Here is a 16,966-nt window from a genome sequence, read left to right on the forward strand (position 1 = left end):
CGCCTGCGCTGGCAAGGCTTCGGGCGGCGATTGTCCGGGCGCCCGCGAACGGGGCCCGGACGAGATCGTCACTTCTGGATGCACGTGTCGACTGTGTCCTTGGTGCATTCATCAAGACCGGTGAACACCGGATCTTCCACTGGCTTGCCAGCGATCAGATCCATCATGACAGACGGTGCCTTGTAGCCCATCTCGAACGGACGCTGCCCGACGAGTGCCGTCACCAACCCTTCACGCGCAATGGCAACTTCGTCGCCGATCGTGTCGGCAGCGCCGATGACGAATTCGTTGCTGGCAATCTTGTCTGCGATCGGCTTGAACAGGTCGCGATAGGGCTGCGGTGCGCCGAATAGTGGCCAGCCACCCATGATACCAAAGGCATCAAGGTCCGGATTGGCGGCGAGAATATCCGTCATGGCCTGCACGCCTTTTGCCCCGTCGTCATTGGTGAAGACCGGGCAGCCTGCGACTTCCGTCCAGCCTCCCTCACCCTTCAGTTCCGTCAGTCCCTCCTTACCGGTCAGGGTGTCGCGCATGCCCTGGGCTCGGCGCAAAATGTTGTCCGCCCCCGGATTGCCCTCGATCGTGCAGATCTTGCCGCCATCCGGCTTGGCCTTCTTGATGTACTCGCCAATCCGGGCCCCCATCAGGTAGTTGTCGGTACCGAGATAGGTCTTGCGCAGGGCCGAGTCCTCTTTGGCGAGATCGGCGTCGAGCGTCATGACGGGGATCGTCGGGTTCGCGGTCTTCAGCGTTTGAGCGATCAGTTTGGCATTAGACGGCGAAATGGCGATTGCAGCCGTGTCGGCCTTGCCGAGCATGTCCTGAACGATCTGCGCTTCACCCGCCTCGTCGGATGTCGAGGCCGGTCCGGTGTAGAAGCACTCATACTCGGCATCCGGGTTTTCCTTGTTCCATTTCTGGCAACCCTGATTGATCGCTTCAAAGAAGGGGTTGTCGAGGCCCTTCACGACGATGACGAGCTGCTTCTTGGCCAGAGCCTGACCGGCACAGAGCGCCAGGACAGCAACGGCGGCCAGCAATATTGTCTTTCTCATTCTTTCCTCCCGTTGAACAAGCGGACATTGTCTGTCCGCGGCACAAATCAACCCGGATAAAAGACGATACGAGGATCGTTCGACTGACGCTCGTATTGCCAGGCCGAGTCGATAAGCTTTTCGAGATCGTAGTCAGGGCGCCAATCCAGAAGATATTTGGCCTTGCTGTTATCCATCCAGTTCGAGTGGAAGCCGCTGGGGACGTCAACCGAGCCGAGGCCGCGCGTACGTGCGAGGTAGCTTGCGACCTCGCCATAGTCCACTGGACGGTCCATGGAGACGTTGAACAACTGCCGTGCAGCGCGGGGATTGTCGATCGCTGCCAGGATCGCCGAGACCAGGTCGCTGACATGCACGAAATTGCGTTTGAGCGGCCGGCCATCTGCGTCGCGAAGAAGCGGCACGGTTCCGGCCTCGGCATATCGCCTTGCTGCTGCAGGCTCAAACAAGGTTTTCCAGTCAGGCCCGCCAAACACATCGTCGCCGAACGACAACGTCTGTTTGAAGTCGTCCTTCTCCATGATCCACGGCGCGCGCAGGCAGCAACCGATTGTGCCGTATTGAACCGCGTATTGCTCGAGCATCACTTCCTCGAGGACCTTCGATAGCGCGTAGCAGCCGGGGTAAGCACGGTGCGGCGTCTTCTCCGTCACAGGACCATCATGGCGATAGAAGAAATGGCCGACCGCCGCATCCCCACCGACGAGGATAAACTGACGTGCGGATGGGCTGATCCGGAAGGCCTCGAGTAGCCAGAACAATCCCTTGACCGTGATGTCCATGACCGCGTCGGGCGTTTCCTTGCAGGTGGCGAGGTGCACGACATGGGTGACGCCCTGCATTGCCGCATCTGCGACGCTGCGGTCGGCGATCGTCCCGCGGACCATCTCGATTCGATCGCACGGGTCGAGCAGGCGATTGTGGCAGAGCGCACGGATCTGCGCCTGCGAAAAACGCGGTTGGTCAAGCAGCCCCGCGATGAGGTTCCGCCCGACCTTGCCGGTTGCACCGGTGACAAGGATCAGCATTTTTGTCTCCCACCGATAGCTAATATACAGGGCAACGTGTATTTGTCATACAAAACAGTTTCTACGCACAGGACGTCATTGACGCCTTCATAAGGATTTGCGTAAATAAGCTGTCGACAGCTGGGTGAAGACTGAGGAACGATCGCGCCCGTTGGCGTGCCGGCGCGCTTCGGGAGGCGAGACGACTGGTGGCGACACTCGAGATCACCAACATTTCCAAGCATTTCGGCGCCATTCAGGCGGTCAACGACGTTTCGCTCTCGCTGGAAGCAGGCCAGGTGGTCGGCCTCATGGGGGATAACGGCGCCGGTAAGTCGACGCTGGTCAAAATGATTGCCGGCAACCATCGCCCGAGCCAGGGAACGATACGGCTCGACGGCAACGAAATCGTGCTGCATCGGCCGATAGAGGCAAGGCAGCACGGCATCGAGATCGTTCATCAGGACCTGGCGCTGTGCAATAATCTCTCGGCGGCGGCAAATGTGTTCCTTGGACGCGAACTCAGGCGCGGCTTTGGCCCACTGCGGGTCCTTGACTACAAGGCAATGTACCGTCGCGCGGGAGAGATCTTTAGCGAGCTTCGATCCGAAACTCGCCCCCGCGATCTCGTCAGGCAAATGTCCGGAGGGCAGCGGCAAGCGGTCGCGATCGCGCGAACGATGATCTCCGAGGCAAAGATCGTCCTTATGGACGAGCCGACGGCGGCCATTTCGGTGCGCCAGGTCGCCGAGGTGCTGCATCTGATCCGTGGGTTGCGCGATCGCGGCATCGCGGTCGTGCTCATCAGCCATCGTATGCCGGATGTTTTTGATGTCGCAGATCGCGTCATCGTCATGCGGCGCGGCCGAAAGGTCGCCGACAAGCCTATTGCGCAGACGTCGCCTGAAGAAGTGACAGGATTGATTACGGGCGCCATCGAAAGAGGATGAGCGCTGCAGGTGCCGCATCGGAGGAATGCGTAAGAAAATGGCAACAATGCTCGACCAGACGATCGCTCACAAACAACGCACGTTGGGCGCTGCGATCCTCGCCAACCAGACGTTCTGGGTGTTCGTCGCTGTCGTTCTGGCGTGCATCTTCCTTTCCTTCGCAACGGATTCGTTTGCCACAGCGAAGAACCTCTACAACATCACCCGCAACGCCACCTTCGTCGCTATCATTGCCCTCGGCATGACGCTGGTTATCATCACCGGCGGGATCGACTTGTCGGTTGGGTCGGTGCTTTGCCTATGCAGCATGGTCCTGGCAGTCGTCATGCATTCCGGCTATAGCATCGAGGTCGGGATTGTCGCCTCGGTGGCAACGGCGCTTTTCATCGGCGCGTTTAACGGTGTGCTCATCGCCTATGTCGGATTTCCTCCTTTTGTGGTGACACTCGGCATGCTTTCGATCGCACGAAGCCTGGCGATGGTAGCGTCCAACAACACGGTTGTTTTCCAGTTCGGACCGGACCACGACAAACTGCTCGCTCTTGGCGGGGGGGCCTGGCTGTTCGGCATCGCCAACCCGGTGATCTACATGATTGTGCTGACGCTGCTGACGGGTTTCGTTCTGCGATGGACGAGGCTGGGCCGCTATATCTACGCCATCGGCGGCAACGAGCACGCCGCGACTGCTACCGGTATACCTGTGCGTCCGATCAAGGTCGGTGTGTATATGATTTCTGCCCTCTCCGCCGGTCTTGCCGGCATCATCCAGACTGGCTGGCTTGGAGCGGTAACAACGAATATCGGCGCTGGCATGGAGCTTCAGGTCATCGCAGCGGCGGTGATTGGTGGCGCCAACCTGGCCGGCGGCGTCGGCACGGCCTTAGGCGCACTGGTCGGTGCGGCGCTCATCGAGGTGATCCGTAATAGCCTCGGGCTGCTCGGCATCAACGCGTTCTGGCAGGGAACGTTCATTGGCGGCGCGACCATCCTTGCGGTGCTTTTCGACCGCATCCGCAATTTCCGGCAGACCGAGTAGCTCCGAGATTTCGTCGCGCGGACCGCTCGATGAATTGTTCTGCGAGTTGGAATCTACGCCGGCGCGGCCGAGATGGAACGAGATGAGATGGATCGCGGCGAGTGCACAGGTAGCTCGCCCAATGGGCTAACGCACCATGCGCGGGCTTACACCTGCCAACATCTTGATGATGTCGTCCTCTAGCTTCTGACAGAGATCCTCATACTCCTCCCTCACCGTGGGATCTGGCATCAGTTGCTCCCGTAACTCATCACGCTTCATGGCGGCGACGCCGTAAGCTTCGAGCAGATCGTTGATCGCAAGGAAGTTGGCATCGGAAATCTGTTTCCGGTGTCGTGGCAGCCGCATCATCATTCGGGTTCGCCCGACCTTCTCGAAATTCATCATTCGCTCCTCGGTCTGTCGGCCGAGAGATTGTCCACCACGAAAATGAAAGTAGCAAGATGACTTTGAGCCGACGCGTCAACGGGGCGCGTGTCTACAGCGGATTGAGAGCCAGTCCCAATCCGCAATCTCCCACGTGATCAAAGCGCGCGGAGTGTGACATTCCAATTTTGCGCAACGGAGGGACGGTTCCCAAGCAACTACATGCCGGTCTATCTCAAAGCGGCACGATTGTGCGTCGGATTTCTCATGGCGCAACTCTCAGAGTTCGGGATCCCTCCGGGGAGGAAAGCCTTGGGGAAGGGGCTACCGGGCTTTGCCGCTCTTCTCTCGTTCTAAGCTGTCGCGAAGCGCTGACATGATATCGACGACGTTGTCTTTCGCCGGTGTAACCCTGCGCTTGGCCTTCGGCTTCAACGTCTTCTTCTTCTCGGCGATCAGTTCGAGCATGCGATCCTGAATGGGGTCGGGGATCGGCGCCCACTTTTTCGTCTGCTGCTTGATCAATTGCTTCATCAGCGGAGCAAGGCCGCCCTCGGGCTTTGCCTTGATGTTCGAGAAATACTCTTCCTCAGGTCTCACCTCGTCACCATAGCGCAACGTCCATAGAACGATGCCTTCGCCGCGGGGCTCAAGCATCACCGCGCGCTCTCTCTGGCCGAAGACGAGACGGGAAATCCCAACGACGTTCTCTGCGCGCATGGCGTCGCGGATCACGGCGAACGCATCTTCACCAACCTTGTCGTTCGGCACCAGGTAGTGCGGCTTCTCGAGCCAGATCCATTCGATGGAATCGCGCGGCGTGAACATGTCGATCTCAATCGTCCGGACGCTTTCGAGCGCCACCGCATCGAGTTCTTCTTCCTCGAGAATGATGTAATCGCCTTCGCCGCGCTCGTAGCCCTTCACCTGGTCCTCTGTATTGACTTCCTTGCCGGTCACGCTGTCGACGTACCGTGAAGCCACGCGGTTGCCGGTGGCGCGATTCATGGTGTGAAACCGGATCTTCTCGGTGTCGCTGGTGGCCGGCGACAGGGCGACGGGGCAGGTGACCAGTGAAAGCTTGAGGTAACCTTTCCAGTAAGGTTTGACGGCGGCCATGACTTTAGCCTGCCTTCTTGCGCGCTGCCGGCCGTGGCGTCGGGACGGCTCGCGCAGCTGCTGCAGTGCGGGGCTTCGATGCGCGCGCCGATCCGAAACCGGCGCTCATGCGCAGCGCCTCCATCAGGTTCGTCGACGGCTCGACCTTCGGCTGTTTCTTCGCCTTGACCGTCCGGCCTTCCATCTTCGCCTTCACGAGTTCAGCAAGCGCCGCGTCGTATCTATCGTCGAAGGTCCGCGGATCGAACAGGCCGGCCTTGGTCTTGATGATGTGCTTTGCAAGGTCAAGCATTTCACCTTCGATCTTGAGGTTCGGAATGTCGGCGAACGCTTCCTTGGCGGAGCGAACCTGATAGTCGAAATTGAGGGTGGTGGCGATGAGCCCGTCACCGTGGGCGCGAATGAGAACTGTCCGCAGCCGGCGGAAAAGCACAGCTTGGGCGAGGGCGCCGACCTTGGACTCACGCATTGCATCCCGGATCAGGACGAAGGTCTCTTCGCCCAGCCGATCGGGGAGCAGGTAATAGGGTTTGTCGAAATAGAGATCATCGATTTCGCCGAACGGCACATAGGATTGTATGCGCAAGGTCTTGTCGCTTGGAGGAACCGCCGCGGCCAGTTCCTCGGGTTCAAACAGCACGTAGCGGCCGTCATCGACCTCATAGCCTTTGATCTGATCTTCGCGCTCGACCACCTTCCATGTGTCGATATCGACATACTCCCGCTTCACGCGATTTCCGGTTTTTCGGTTCAAGGTGTTGAAGCTCACGCGCTCGGAAGTCGACGCAGCGCTGTGAAGCGCCACGGGGCAACTGATCTCGGCAAACTTCAAAAAGCCCTTCCAAAGAGCACGTCCGGCCATATCGATTTCTCCCGGTAGCCCGGATTCAACGGAGGCAGATTACGTTTGTTCCGGCTAAGACGCGAATCAATTGTGGCGTTTAGTGGGCTGTCGATAGTAGGATGAACCTATCCACGAGTATTGCGTTTGGGAGTCTGTTGCACAGTCCAGGAGTGAGGGAGGCGGTGCTATGAACACGAAGCTCCATATCGACGGGTCATTTGAGGCTATGCACCGGGCCCTCGACGAAGCCAATCGCGCCTTTGAAAGTGGCGGCGCCGATCGACATCGCGACGCTCTGCAGCGCCTCGGCCGCGCGGTGATGAACTCCCTTGCCGAGATCATCGAGACCGACGGCGGAACGGACGGCTACCTCTACGACGCCGACGGAATCGCCCATGATATCGAGGCTTGTTATCACAAGCTGGTCGAGGAAGAGGAAGCGGCCGAGCCGCACCAGGCGCCGCAGCAAGCCAGCCATGGAACGCTCAACGTTCGTCAACAGGGAGTAGGGCGATGATCACCGGCACAGATCTGCTGCAGATTTCACTTGCGCGTGTGAACATGGACCGGTCCGACCTCGAGGCGGCCGGCGTGATCGATCCCGGACAAGCGGGCGACAAGGCCTGGTCAAACTTCGGACGGGACATGGACACCTTCATATTGAAGCTGCCGGAATGGCGCCGTGCAGCGCTCGCCGCTGTGATCAGAGCGAGAGCGGGCAGCACCAGTGAGGTGTCCCATTAACGCGCTCAAATCTATGTTTTCGGGCCCAATGTGACGTATAGCTGCGAGAAATGCCTCCGAGTACCTGCTCTCCGTTCACGCACGCATGCCAGACTTTCTCAGACCGCTGCTTTATCTGCTTGTTCTCTTTTTTAGCATCGCCGCTGGCGGGAACTTTTTTCATCGATTGCCGCTCGAGCAGCGCTTGATGGAACTCGCCAATTGGCGCCGATCCCGCATCGAATTCCGGCGCCGTTTCGTGGAGTTTTACGGCTCGTTCGGTTTCTTTGGCCTGTATCCAGATCATTTACGGGCGCTGCCACCGTTCAAATATCAATGGCGTCTGGAATCTCGCGTTTCTGGCTCCGGCAGAACGCTGCAAAGTCCTTGAGGAATTTCTCCGCCCCGGGACGATTAGTCGAAGTCATGAGGCTTCCCCTGATTGCGTCAGGCGCCTGTTTCATCACCGGAAACCGAAAGAAAATCCTCTCGGAGAAATTCGAGCTTACAGTCGAAAGTACCGTTCGCAGCACCGCCAGCATGTCCTCGCCTCGGTGCGAAGCATGGGCGAGGGCTATTGGTTTTCCGATCACCGCCTCACCGGAGACAAGCCAGTCGATCGCGTTTTTGAGGCCACCGGGAATGCTGCGAACATATTCGGGGCTCGAAATGATCAGCCCATCACTCGCGGAAATTTTTTCGATGAACCGGATGACGCTTTCCGGGGTATTCGGGCCCTCAAGGTCAGGAGAAAAGACCGGCAACTCACCGATCCGGTCAAAGACATCGATTGCGACATCGGCCGGTGCCAAGGCTTGGAAAGCCCTTAACAAGGCCGTGTTGGTGGATAGCTGACGTGTGCTGCCCGAAATCGCCAATATCTTCATGCTCAAAAGATAATGGAATATCCTTATCCGGCAAGCGGTCCACACCAGCGAGTTGAGCCCGAGTCGATAGGTGAGGAAGTAGTTCAATTCGACTCAAGAACTGAGATTCAATCGTCTACTGAGTCCAGGCCGACGACTTCGCTTTGATCAGTCTTTGGTCGTGGCGGCGCGCGTGCCACGAGTTCATGCGGTTGACGCATCGATCCTATCCCTCCGGCAGCAAGGCTGACGGTCCTTTTTCCGGCTCGGATCCAGGCGGGTCTGCCCCGCATAAGCGCAAGGCCGGCCATCGCAAAATTTGATGTTACATGCCCAACCGGACGAGCTTGTTTGCGGGGTCAGGGGAAGCCCCGGCTAGCGCTGTCTACTTGAACAGGACCACCCATCCGGCATGAACGCCACTCTGTCGGGTTCATGCCGGTCACGCGCCGGAATTCACGATTGAAATTGGATTTCGTCAGAAAGCCTACGTCGTAGACGATCGTGGTGACGGCGATATCGGCTTTTTCGAGGAGCCGGCAGGCCTCCGCGATCCGGAAATCGTTGACATACTGCGAGAGGTTCTTGCCGCAAACGATGTTGACGGCCTTCGACAGGTGACGGGCGGGAATGCCTGCCCTGCGCGCCAGCCGGCTAAGGTTGAGCTCATGGTCGCGATAGAGCCCTTGCGTCTGCATCAGTTGCGCCAGGCGCGCAACAATATGGGTGTCGTCGTCGGATGCCGGCGCCGGCTGCACGGCTTCGGGCTCGCGCGGGATCGGAGCTCGGGATGCGATCGCAGCCCCGGCCCCGAGCAAAAGCACGAGGGGGATCGTCGCAACGGTGACGATCGTGGCGGCATACGAACCGTCGAACACGCGCAGGTCCAATGCGATCAAGCTGTCCGCGATGACCGCAAGCAATAGCGTCGCAGCCATGATCTGCAGCGACCGATGAACGAGAGGGGCATCGTCGAAACGCGCAAGGTCGAGCGCGTCCGAGCCCCCCGATGCGAGACGTCCAAGGGCGACCGCATAACAAGCGAAGATGGCGATGAGGGTCAGATCGAGGCATTGTGGTGAGGCGACGGCAAGGAGTGTCACCAGCAGCGACGGCAAAATGTGCGGCCAGAAACGATAGGAGGATGTGTTGCCCGGCTCGGCGACGAAGGTCGCGAAACAGACCCAGGCCATGGGGCCGACGGCAGAGGCAAGAATGGCCTGGGCCGGCAAGACAGGTTCGATCCCATAGCCCCAGCGCACGCCGATGACCGTCGCAAGAACGCAAAGCAACAGGACCAATATCCGGAAATGCCGGCTGGCAGCCTGCTCACGAAGGCTCATCTGTACCAAAAGAATGAGCAGCAGCAGCGCCGCGACGAACGGCAACGGAACGAAGAGCATCGAGTCGGTCCTGTTTTGCGGCCACTATTGACCAGATCGTGATCGGAGACGACCTCGAACATGATCTTGGTCTCTATTGCGCAACCGTCATGTCAATGTCCTCGGCGTCATTTCAATCGGGCCAAGTCCATGATCTCGTTCAGACCGTTTTTCCTGCTTCTTCTTCAGGTTACACTTCTCATATCTTCGGCCGCCTGTGCGAGCGTCGGCTTCCAGGAGGTTGAAGTTTCTGATCCTCTCGATCGTCCTATCCATGCAGCGATCTGGTATCCATCGAACGAAGCGCCTCGGTTGCAGGCACTCGGCGATTATTCCCAGACCGTTGCCGCCGACGGTCCCGTCAGTGGCAAGCGACTACCCCTGGTGGTCCTCTCGCACGGCACGGGTGGCAGCGCCTACGGCCATCACGATACGGCCTTCGCGCTGGCCGAAGCCGGGTTTGTCGTTGTCGCCCTTTCGCATTCCGGCGACAACTATGCGGACATGCGCCACTACGCCACCCGCAGACAGCTGACCGAGCGGCCGCGGCATATATCGCTGATCATCGACTGCATGCTGCAGACCTGGTCGCAGCGTGCTGCAATCGATCCGGATCGTGTCGGCATTTTTGGGTTCTCCATTGGCGGCTTCACGTCGCTCGTCGCCCTGGGTGGCAAACCTGAGCTTTCCGGTCTGATCGACCAATGTGTGGCGTTTCCGCAAAGATGGGTCTGCCGCGAGTTCGGCGGGGCAGACAGTATCGCCCGGAGCTTCGGCGCTGCGCCGCTGGACGTCGTTCGCGATGAACGGCTGAAGGCGGCCTTCGTCGCCGCCCCGGCGATGCCGGCGCTGTTCCTGCCTGACGGTCTGCGCGAAGTGCAAAAGCCGGTGGCACTCTGGGCGGCGGAGCTGGATCACATCGTGCCAGCGGAGCCGGACTTCGCAATCGTGAAGGGCGGGTTGCCGGTCACGCCAATATCTCATATCGAGCCTGGCGCCGGACATTACTCATTCCTCGCGCCTTGCACAAAGAGCCAGCTGGCGGCGTTGCACGAAATCTGCACCGATACACCCGGCTTCGATCGGGCAGAATTTCATGTGCGCCTGAATGCAGCCGTCGTCGCCTTCTTCCGCCGAAATCTCTAGCTCGGGCCGCGTCTACGCGCCGGATGCAGTCATTCAAAGTGCTACAGCGACCTTTGCGCGTCTAATAAGACGCGCGGCGCTGTAGTCCCTCCAGGTGATTTTTGCGGACAGGCGCCAACGGCGGCATCATCCAGCCTCGCGATAATTGGTGACAATGGCTCATGCGGGTGTGCTCGTTGCCCGAGGCAAGATTCGTCGCCATTCGTTTTGAAACGGCAGCCCGAACAGATTAATCAGCGCCTCCTCGGTTGCCACTGCATCCAGCCAACGACGTTCGACCTGTCCATTGCGATGGCGGATCGTCAACCTGTTCCCGAGCAGTACGTTTCGTGCTTCTGTCGTCGTCAAGGCCACAAGCAGTTGCTGGCGGAAATGGGAGTGTGGATGGGTCGACGCTCCGACGTTTGCGGTATCGTATTCTTCGTCAGCGCAGATCCTCGTCGAAACCTCGTAGACCGGTGACCACTTTGCGGCGAGCAGTACCTTGAGCAAAAAGCCCTCCGGTGTGGCGGTCAAACGAAACATCTCATGCGTCGTCGGTTGTGGCGCCGCGACGTCAAAGCGCAAGGGAAGCGTTGGAACGCAGCTGCCGAAGCCGACGTCGACGAGATAGGCTACTCCGTCAATAACGATGCGGAGCGCCATATGCGACCAGGCCGGCGGCGGAGCGGTTCTTTCCCGCATCCAAAGGACGCGGGCAATCAGCGGCTCTGCCACGTAGCCGAGCGATAACAGGACCCTTTGAAACAGTCCGTTGTGCTCGAAACAGTATCCGCCGCGCCGGCGCGCGATCAGTTTGACATCGACGGCTGCGGGCGACAGATCGATCCTGTGTCCCAGAAGGACGTCTATGGCTTCGAAGGGGATCGTTGCGACATGGTGCGCAATAATCGCCCGAAGGTTCGCAAGATCCGGTGAGCGCGGCCCGCCGTAGCCAATGCGCGCGAAGTATTGGTCGAGGTCGACGGGAACAGCAGATCTCGGCATGTCAAAGGCTCCGGTATAGTGCATCGCGTAGGTCGGTCGTAAAGCGGCCGATCATGCCTTCGAACGCGGTGTTGGTGAGCGCAACGATGGAAAGGCGTCGATCCGGATCGATGAACCATTTGTGCCCATAGGCTCCGTCCCATTGCAGCGTGCCCGGATTTTGGGGACTTCCGGCGTCTTCAGGAGAGGCAAGGATCGCGCCTCCAAAGCCGAACTCCCAGCCCCGTCCGGCGGCTGCGCCTGCGGTCTTCGCCTGCATTTCAAACATTGAACGGGCGGTCTCGCGTTTCAAGATGGGCGTACCACCCGTTCTGAGACATTCGAGAAGGCGCAGGATGTCGCCGGCCGTGCCGGCCATGCCGGCGCCGCTTGACGGAAAAGCTTGGGTGTTGAAAATCCGCACGGGGGAGAACCTGACCGGATTGCCGAAGAACGGAATGGCATCGTCATCCGCCAATCGCCGTGGTCGAGGCGTCGCGTTACCGTAATGCGTGACAAGCCGGCTGCGATCGACAACCGAAAATGCCGTATCCTCCATCTGCAGCGGACTGATCACCAGCGTCGCCACCGCGTCTGAAAGCGTACGTTCCGTCGCACGCTCGATGACGGCACCGAGAACGTCGAGGCTCATCGAGTAGCCCCAGCCCTCTCCGGGCCGATAGGCGAGCGGGACGGCGTTCAATTTCCGGATGAGGTCGGAAAGATCGTCATTGGTGTTGTCGAGCCCGGTGCTGATGGCGAGCCTCCGATAGGGGCCGTCACCTCGTTCCATGAAGGCGTAGCTGAGCCCGGCGCTGTGCGTCAGCAGATGGCGCAGGGTAACGCGCGGCAGACTTCCGTCCGACAGGCGCGGCGAGAAGTCGGGCAACCATGTCGATACCGCATCGTCGAGATGCATCACGCCTTTGTCGATCAATGCCAGGGCGGCCGCCGTTACGATCGGCTTAGTGACGGATGAGAGCAGGAAGATGCTCTCGAGTTGCATCCGGCGCCCCGCCTCACGATCGGCAAAGCCGGCGGCGCGCTGGTAGGTGAGGCTGCCGTCGATGGAAACCAGGACGACGGTGCCGACGATCCGCTCTTGCGTCAAAGCGTCGTCGATCGCCTTATCAATCGCGGACCGCAATTGCGGCAGCGGCGTTCGTTTCAGTTCGGTTGACGTCAGTCCGGCCATTGATTTTCTCCCGTCAGCGCCCCGGTCTTTGCCGACAGGGCCTCGCATCGATGGAAACGGCTCGGCGTGGACGAGTCGATTGCCTGCCTGCGTATGGGAGGCATACGCCGCTACAGGAGGACGCGGTCGCAAGCGTAGGCTACACAACCACCACAGTTTCAGCGTGGAGGTCGGTCGATGAATGCACTTGAACAGAGATATTCCGGAAAGGTCGCGCTGGTCGCCGGCGCAAGTAAGGGCATAGGCGCGGCCACCGCCAGGGCATTTGCGAAGGAAGGCGCGGCCGTCGTGCTGCTTGCCCGCTCGAAACAGGCGATCGATGAAGTCGCAGGTTCGATCCGCGAGCGGGGCGGGGAGGCGTTGGCGATCCAGGCGGATGTCGGTGACGAGAGCGCGATGAAACGCGCCCTGGACAGCGCCCTTGAGCGGTATGGACGACTGGACGCTGCCTTTAACAATGCAACCGACGGCGGGATGCCGGCGCCCCTTGCCGATCTCGATATCGAGGCCTTCGATCGCAGCATGCGAACCAATATTCGTGGCACCTTCATTGGTATGCGCCACCAGATCGGAGCCATGTTACACAACGGCGGTGGCGCGATCGCCAACATGGCCTCGGTTGCCGGGGTGAACGGGACATCAGGTCTTTCGGCCTATGTCGCGGGAAAGGCCGGCATTATCGGCCTTACGAAGGCTGCGGCGCTCGACTACGCCGATCAGGGGATCCGCATAAACGTCGTCGCCCCAGGGCCGATCCTGACCCATCATCTCGAAGCCGCAGGCGCGCAGGTACAGCAGCAAGCCGCCCTTTCGACGCCGATGGGCCGTCTTGGCACGGTCGAAGAGGTTGCGGCGGCAGTGCTTTGGCTTTGTTCCGAGCAGGCAAGTTACATCACCGGCGCGGTGCTTCCCATCGACGGGGGAATGACGGCAGGCACCAAGCTGTCTATGAATTATCGCCGGGATCAGCCACCTCGCCTCGCGGTGGATTGACGGATCTTGCGGCGCCGGCTTCGGGTCCGTCGTAGCGTCCAGGCGCAAATTTGGGATGGAGATAGCCGTATGAACTGGGAAGAAATGCGTCTTGTTCAGGTGCTCGCCCGCCACGGCTCCCTAAGTGCGGCGGCCCGCAGCCTTGGCACCACGCAGCCGACGCTCAGTCGTCGCCTTGACGCCTTCGAGACAAAATGCGGCCATAAGCTCTTCGAAAGGCATTCGAACGGGCTGATGCCGACTGTCGCATGCCAGTCCATCCTGTCGATTCTCGAGCAGATGGAGGCGAGTGCCCTGGCAGTAGAGCGCCGCTTTGCGGCGCAGGAGGAAGGGCTGCAGGGAACAGTTACCGTGACTACCCTCGACTGGCTGGGCGACTATGTCATCGCGCCCATTCTGGCGAAGTTCGCCGCCGACCATCCGGGCATCACCATCAATCTCATCAACGATAGCAGGCGCTTCAACCTGTCCCGGCGAGACGCTGATATCGCCTTCCGGTTTGGCGGCTTCGACCAGAAGGACATCGTTGAATGGAAGGTGGCGGAGATTCGCTATGGGTTGTTCGCATCGCGCGACTACATCGAGCGTTTCGGAAAGCCGGCAGCCGGGGATAGCACGGCGCATTCCATCGTCGAACTCGCCGAGGCGCCCGTACGCGTATCGCTCTCCACGTGGCTGAAGGAGATCCTTCCGGACGCAAGGGTGATCCTGCGGACAAATTCGATACGCTCACAACTGAGTGCGGTGGAAGCGGGTGTAGCGGTTGCCACGCTTCCGTTCTTTCTGGCCGCCGATCGACTGGGATTGCTTGCCGTGGATACAGGGAACTCTCCACCGACATTGCCACTCGTGATCGGCGTTCATAGCGACATGCGCCGCATACCTCGTATCCGAAAACTCATTGACTTTGCTGTCTCCGAGTTCGTCGGCCTTCGATCACGGCTCAGTCCTGCAAGGCCATAGCTATGGACAGCGGCGGGGCGACAGCGACAGTGGAGCAAATGAATACATGGCCTCGCTTCTCGTTTGCGAGAGGTTCATCGGCTCAAGCTACACTTGGCGCTGACGAATACCGGGGTCGAACTCAAATTTGATTTTGGAGGGTTGTGATGGCGGTCGATTTCCAGGGCAGCTACATTGATAGAGCGGCCCTCGTCATTATGCACTATCAAGTCGACGTGTTCGCAATCCTTTTCGGGGAGCAACCGTCGCCGTCGTTGGGGCAGTGTAACGCACTGATCCGGCGCTGGCGCGCCACTGGTCGACCGTTGCTATTTCCCAATTTTTCGCTAGGCGAAGGGTATGAACATGCACCGCCGGCGGAAAACCGCCAAATCTCACCGTATCTACCGACCGGACGATTTCGTACTGGTCTGCCCGTCGAAGGTCTTGCGGTCGAACGGGGTGACCTTTTCTATGCATGTCCGCGAGCCAGCGTCTTCTATGGCACATCGCTTGACGCCGACCTTCGGACGCGCGGCGTAAGCACGCTGGTAATGGCTGGGATAAGCACCACCGGTGTTGTTCTTTCAAGCGTCTCCTGGGCCAGTGATGCGGACTACGCCGTGCACCTAGTCCGGGACTGCTGCTATGACCCGGATCAGGATGCGCACGAAGCTTTGTTCCGTTCCGGGTTCGGCGGGCGCGTACAAGTCGTGTGACGCGGGATGCGGGTCAGTGACAGTCTAGCGGAATGGGCGCACGAACAGAAGCGCCCGCTGCGTTATCGCACCAACAGCGCGTCAACGTGATAGGGATCGGATCAATCGGACAACATCAGGGCGGGCGGTAACAACGTGCCGCATAAACAGGCCGGAGACATGACTGCACCCGTCCCGCAAAGCTCAAGCAGTAGCCATCCGGCGAAGGCCGCTATGATCTCGCCTGATGGAATGCCCACGTTCAGCGAACGCGCTGTTGAGCCGGATCGGCGGATTTGGGTGGGAAGCAGCTTGTCCAGGACGGGAACGGACAAGCCGCCATTAAGGGTCGCTATTTAAGGGGCAGGAAGAGCTCTGCCATCGCCGCATGTTCAGGTGCTTCCGGAAAGAAGGTGAGGCGCTGGCAATACAGGGGGAAATCCCTCGCTTCCTCGCCACTCGCCGGCAGCCAATCGCGGTAGAGGTAAAGCGCGGCAGGCTCCAGATCATCAGTATTGCCGACGACTTTCAACACGGCGCAACGGCCGCCGGGGATTATGCCCGCTTCAATCTGCTCTCCGTTCGTCTTGATCGTCTGATCAGTGCTGACACAAAGGTCCAGCCGATACTCGTCCGCCGACGTCACGCGCGGATCGGAATGGAAGATGTTGAAAGTCAGACTGGTCTTCGGATTCAGGCCAGTGGCTTTGCGCCATGCTATAAAGCGTTTGATCGTGTCGCCGATCCTTACCGGATCACCTTGATGTTTCATGATCGCGACAGAGGTCGGAGACACCTCGCGGATTTCGACGTCATCGGCTGCAAATGTCCTTTGCATGAGCTTGCTCCTTGCTTGGTTGAGAGGCCCGAGGGCGGCAAGCCATGGTACCCAATCGGGAGATTTCCTGAACTGCGAAGGCGACTGGGTGAACCGTTGCCGAAATGCGCGAGCAAAGGCGTCAGGAGCTTCGTAGCCGGCATCCATCGCTATCTCGGTCACGCTGTCTGCGTCCCTGTAGGCCAGCCTGTAGGATGCCCGCTTCATGCGGACGAGTTGGATATAGCGATGCACGGACAGCCCAAAGGCCGCCGCGAACTGCCGATGGAAATGATACTTGGAGAAGGCGGCCACGCGGCTCAACTCATCCAGGTCCAGATTGCGGTCGAGATGCTGATCGATGTGATCTAGGACCCGTTGCATCCGGACATGGTAGTTTCGAAGCGTAGTCGTCATCATCCTGTCCTCACCGTGGCACGGCCAAATAGCCCCACACAAGTGCTGTGCGCTCGGCCGATCTTGCGGATTATCAGGCTCGGCCGCTCGGTAACAACGTTGGCCTATGAGGTAGCCATCCGCCTGAGCGGCCAGCGCCGCCGGCGTCCCGGAGGTAAATGCTCCAACCTGCTGATTGGCATGTCAGCGATGTGAGCAAGCACGTCGGCCAGCCAAGCTTGCGGATCGATGTCGTTGAACTTGGCAGTCATGATCAAGGTGGCCATGAAGGGTCCGCGATCGGGACGGCAAAGAGCCGCGACTTTCGGCCAAGCCGCGCAATGCCCGCTCGGCGGCGCGACCCCTATGATTTTGATCATCAGTGCGCCCTTTTTCCCGTACTCCAATCAACCTGATGGGCCGTTCGGTTGTTTCATGCTTTTGGACAGTGGACTCGCTGTT

General features: G+C 59.6%; 18 protein-coding genes and 1 pseudogene. 8 read left to right on the forward strand and 11 right to left on the reverse strand.

All coding sequences use genetic code 11. The features are described from left to right. Positions 1-68: 68 nt before the first annotated feature. Together ASD00_RS12525 and ASD00_RS12530 are read right to left on the reverse strand one after the other, a co-directional pair. Positions 69-1,058: a sugar-binding protein gene (locus ASD00_RS12525; protein ID WP_057206847.1), complete on the reverse strand. Its 990-nt coding sequence runs from the start codon at positions 1,056-1,058 to the stop codon at positions 69-71. 47 nt (positions 1,059-1,105) lie between these two features. Next, the gene (locus ASD00_RS12530) at positions 1,106-2,086 is read right to left on the reverse strand and encodes an NAD(P)-dependent oxidoreductase (protein ID WP_057206849.1); all 981 of its coding nucleotides are present in this window, start codon (positions 2,084-2,086) and stop codon (positions 1,106-1,108) included. Between the two features lie 131 nt (positions 2,087-2,217). Here ASD00_RS12530 and ASD00_RS12535 point away from each other — a divergent pair, with 131 nt between their 5' ends. After that, positions 2,218-3,015 carry an ATP-binding cassette domain-containing protein gene (locus ASD00_RS12535; protein ID WP_057206850.1) on the forward strand — a complete coding sequence of 266 codons (798 nt, stop codon included), beginning with the start codon at positions 2,218-2,220 and terminating at the stop codon, positions 3,013-3,015. Between the two features lie 37 nt (positions 3,016-3,052). Next, entirely contained in the window at positions 3,053-4,051 is a 999-nt protein-coding gene (locus tag ASD00_RS12540) for an ABC transporter permease (RefSeq protein WP_057206852.1), read from the forward strand. Positions 4,052-4,177: 126 nt separating this feature from the next. Here ASD00_RS12540 and ASD00_RS12545 read toward each other — a convergent pair whose 3' ends face one another. From ASD00_RS12545 to ASD00_RS12555, 3 genes are all read right to left on the reverse strand, one after another. Further along, positions 4,178-4,435, reverse strand: coding sequence for a hypothetical protein (locus ASD00_RS12545; protein ID WP_156585542.1), 258 nt, complete (start codon positions 4,433-4,435; stop codon positions 4,178-4,180). A 306-nt stretch (positions 4,436-4,741) separates the two neighbouring features. Beyond that, a complete protein-coding gene (locus ASD00_RS12550; RefSeq protein WP_057206855.1) occupies positions 4,742-5,536 on the reverse strand; it encodes a Ku protein in 795 nt (264 codons plus the stop codon). Between the two features lie 4 nt (positions 5,537-5,540). After that, positions 5,541-6,398 carry a Ku protein gene (locus ASD00_RS12555; protein WP_057206857.1) on the reverse strand — a complete coding sequence of 286 codons (858 nt, stop codon included), beginning with the start codon at positions 6,396-6,398 and terminating at the stop codon, positions 5,541-5,543. Between the two features lie 169 nt (positions 6,399-6,567). Between ASD00_RS12555 and ASD00_RS39945 the strand changes: the two genes are divergently transcribed. After that, complete coding sequence (locus ASD00_RS39945; RefSeq protein WP_146160925.1) at positions 6,568-6,897, forward strand: hypothetical protein; 330 nt, start codon at positions 6,568-6,570, stop codon at positions 6,895-6,897. Continuing rightward, positions 6,894-7,124 carry a hypothetical protein gene (locus ASD00_RS12565; protein WP_057206861.1) on the forward strand — a complete coding sequence of 77 codons (231 nt, stop codon included), beginning with the start codon at positions 6,894-6,896 and terminating at the stop codon, positions 7,122-7,124. Before ASD00_RS39945 ends, ASD00_RS12565 begins: the two co-directional genes overlap by 4 nt. 305 nt (positions 7,125-7,429) lie before the next feature. On the opposite strand, the gene ASD00_RS12570 is transcribed toward ASD00_RS12565, so the two are convergent. Further along, complete coding sequence (locus ASD00_RS12570) at positions 7,430-7,990, reverse strand: NADPH-dependent FMN reductase (protein WP_057206863.1); 561 nt, start codon at positions 7,988-7,990, stop codon at positions 7,430-7,432. A 338-nt stretch (positions 7,991-8,328) separates the two neighbouring features. Further along, positions 8,329-9,372: an AraC family transcriptional regulator gene (locus ASD00_RS12575; RefSeq protein WP_057206865.1), complete on the reverse strand. Its 1,044-nt coding sequence runs from the start codon at positions 9,370-9,372 to the stop codon at positions 8,329-8,331. A 129-nt stretch (positions 9,373-9,501) separates the two neighbouring features. Here ASD00_RS12575 and ASD00_RS12580 point away from each other — a divergent pair, with 129 nt between their 5' ends. Then, positions 9,502-10,497 carry a dienelactone hydrolase family protein gene (locus ASD00_RS12580; RefSeq protein ID WP_057206866.1) on the forward strand — a complete coding sequence of 332 codons (996 nt, stop codon included), beginning with the start codon at positions 9,502-9,504 and terminating at the stop codon, positions 10,495-10,497. Between the two features lie 159 nt (positions 10,498-10,656). On the opposite strand, the gene ASD00_RS12585 is transcribed toward ASD00_RS12580, so the two are convergent. Together ASD00_RS12585 and ASD00_RS12590 are read right to left on the reverse strand one after the other, a co-directional pair. After that, a complete protein-coding gene (locus tag ASD00_RS12585) occupies positions 10,657-11,484 on the reverse strand; it encodes an arylamine N-acetyltransferase (protein WP_057206869.1) in 828 nt (275 codons plus the stop codon). A 1-nt stretch (position 11,485) separates the two neighbouring features. After that, complete coding sequence (locus ASD00_RS12590) at positions 11,486-12,658, reverse strand: serine hydrolase domain-containing protein (RefSeq protein WP_057206870.1); 1,173 nt, start codon at positions 12,656-12,658, stop codon at positions 11,486-11,488. A gap of 177 nt (positions 12,659-12,835) precedes the next feature. Here ASD00_RS12590 and ASD00_RS12595 point away from each other — a divergent pair, with 177 nt between their 5' ends. The 3 genes from ASD00_RS12595 (at position 12,836) to ASD00_RS12605 (ending at position 15,312) form a co-directional block, all read left to right on the forward strand. After that, a complete protein-coding gene (locus tag ASD00_RS12595; protein ID WP_057206872.1) occupies positions 12,836-13,651 on the forward strand; it encodes a glucose 1-dehydrogenase in 816 nt (271 codons plus the stop codon). 6 nt (positions 13,652-13,657) lie between these two features. Next, positions 13,658-14,614 carry a LysR family transcriptional regulator gene (locus ASD00_RS12600; protein WP_156585544.1) on the forward strand — a complete coding sequence of 319 codons (957 nt, stop codon included), beginning with the start codon at positions 13,658-13,660 and terminating at the stop codon, positions 14,612-14,614. Positions 14,615-14,760: 146 nt separating this feature from the next. Then, entirely contained in the window at positions 14,761-15,312 is a 552-nt protein-coding gene (locus ASD00_RS12605; protein ID WP_082523532.1) for an isochorismatase family protein, read from the forward strand. Between the two features lie 331 nt (positions 15,313-15,643). Here ASD00_RS12605 and ASD00_RS12610 read toward each other — a convergent pair whose 3' ends face one another. Together ASD00_RS12610 and ASD00_RS12615 are read right to left on the reverse strand one after the other, a co-directional pair. Continuing rightward, on the reverse strand, positions 15,644-16,525 hold the full coding sequence (locus ASD00_RS12610; RefSeq protein ID WP_057207306.1) for an AraC family transcriptional regulator: 882 nt from the start codon (positions 16,523-16,525) through the stop codon (positions 15,644-15,646). Positions 16,526-16,629: 104 nt separating this feature from the next. After that, positions 16,630-16,791: pseudogene (locus ASD00_RS12615) on the reverse strand (transposase domain-containing protein); the annotation flags it as partial. Between the last annotated feature and the right edge of the window lie 175 nt (positions 16,792-16,966).

It is taken from the genome of Ensifer sp. Root31, assembly GCF_001424825.1.
GTDB lineage: Bacteria > Pseudomonadota > Alphaproteobacteria > Rhizobiales > Rhizobiaceae > Ensifer > Ensifer canadensis.

Coding starts and splice junctions, on each gene's coding strand:
- ASD00_RS12610 (WP_057207306.1), bottom strand. CDS start 16,525: ATGACGACTACGCTTCGAAACTACCATGTCCGGATGCAACGGGTCCTA.
- ASD00_RS12550 (WP_057206855.1), bottom strand. CDS start 5,536: ATGGCCGCCGTCAAACCTTACTGGAAAGGTTACCTCAAGCTTTCACTG.
- ASD00_RS12565 (WP_057206861.1), top strand. CDS start 6,894: ATGATCACCGGCACAGATCTGCTGCAGATTTCACTTGCGCGTGTGAAC.
- ASD00_RS12530 (WP_057206849.1), bottom strand. CDS start 2,086: ATGCTGATCCTTGTCACCGGTGCAACCGGCAAGGTCGGGCGGAACCTC.
- ASD00_RS12605 (WP_082523532.1), top strand. CDS start 14,761: ATGGCGGTCGATTTCCAGGGCAGCTACATTGATAGAGCGGCCCTCGTC.
- ASD00_RS12575 (WP_057206865.1), bottom strand. CDS start 9,372: ATGCTCTTCGTTCCGTTGCCGTTCGTCGCGGCGCTGCTGCTGCTCATT.
- ASD00_RS12585 (WP_057206869.1), bottom strand. CDS start 11,484: ATGCCGAGATCTGCTGTTCCCGTCGACCTCGACCAATACTTCGCGCGC.
- ASD00_RS39945 (WP_146160925.1), top strand. CDS start 6,568: ATGAACACGAAGCTCCATATCGACGGGTCATTTGAGGCTATGCACCGG.
- ASD00_RS12590 (WP_057206870.1), bottom strand. CDS start 12,658: ATGGCCGGACTGACGTCAACCGAACTGAAACGAACGCCGCTGCCGCAA.
- ASD00_RS12595 (WP_057206872.1), top strand. CDS start 12,836: ATGAATGCACTTGAACAGAGATATTCCGGAAAGGTCGCGCTGGTCGCC.
- ASD00_RS12525 (WP_057206847.1), bottom strand. CDS start 1,058: ATGAGAAAGACAATATTGCTGGCCGCCGTTGCTGTCCTGGCGCTCTGT.
- ASD00_RS12580 (WP_057206866.1), top strand. CDS start 9,502: ATGATCTCGTTCAGACCGTTTTTCCTGCTTCTTCTTCAGGTTACACTT.
- ASD00_RS12570 (WP_057206863.1), bottom strand. CDS start 7,990: ATGAAGATATTGGCGATTTCGGGCAGCACACGTCAGCTATCCACCAAC.
- ASD00_RS12545 (WP_156585542.1), bottom strand. CDS start 4,435: ATGAATTTCGAGAAGGTCGGGCGAACCCGAATGATGATGCGGCTGCCA.
- ASD00_RS12555 (WP_057206857.1), bottom strand. CDS start 6,398: ATGGCCGGACGTGCTCTTTGGAAGGGCTTTTTGAAGTTTGCCGAGATC.
- ASD00_RS12540 (WP_057206852.1), top strand. CDS start 3,053: ATGGCAACAATGCTCGACCAGACGATCGCTCACAAACAACGCACGTTG.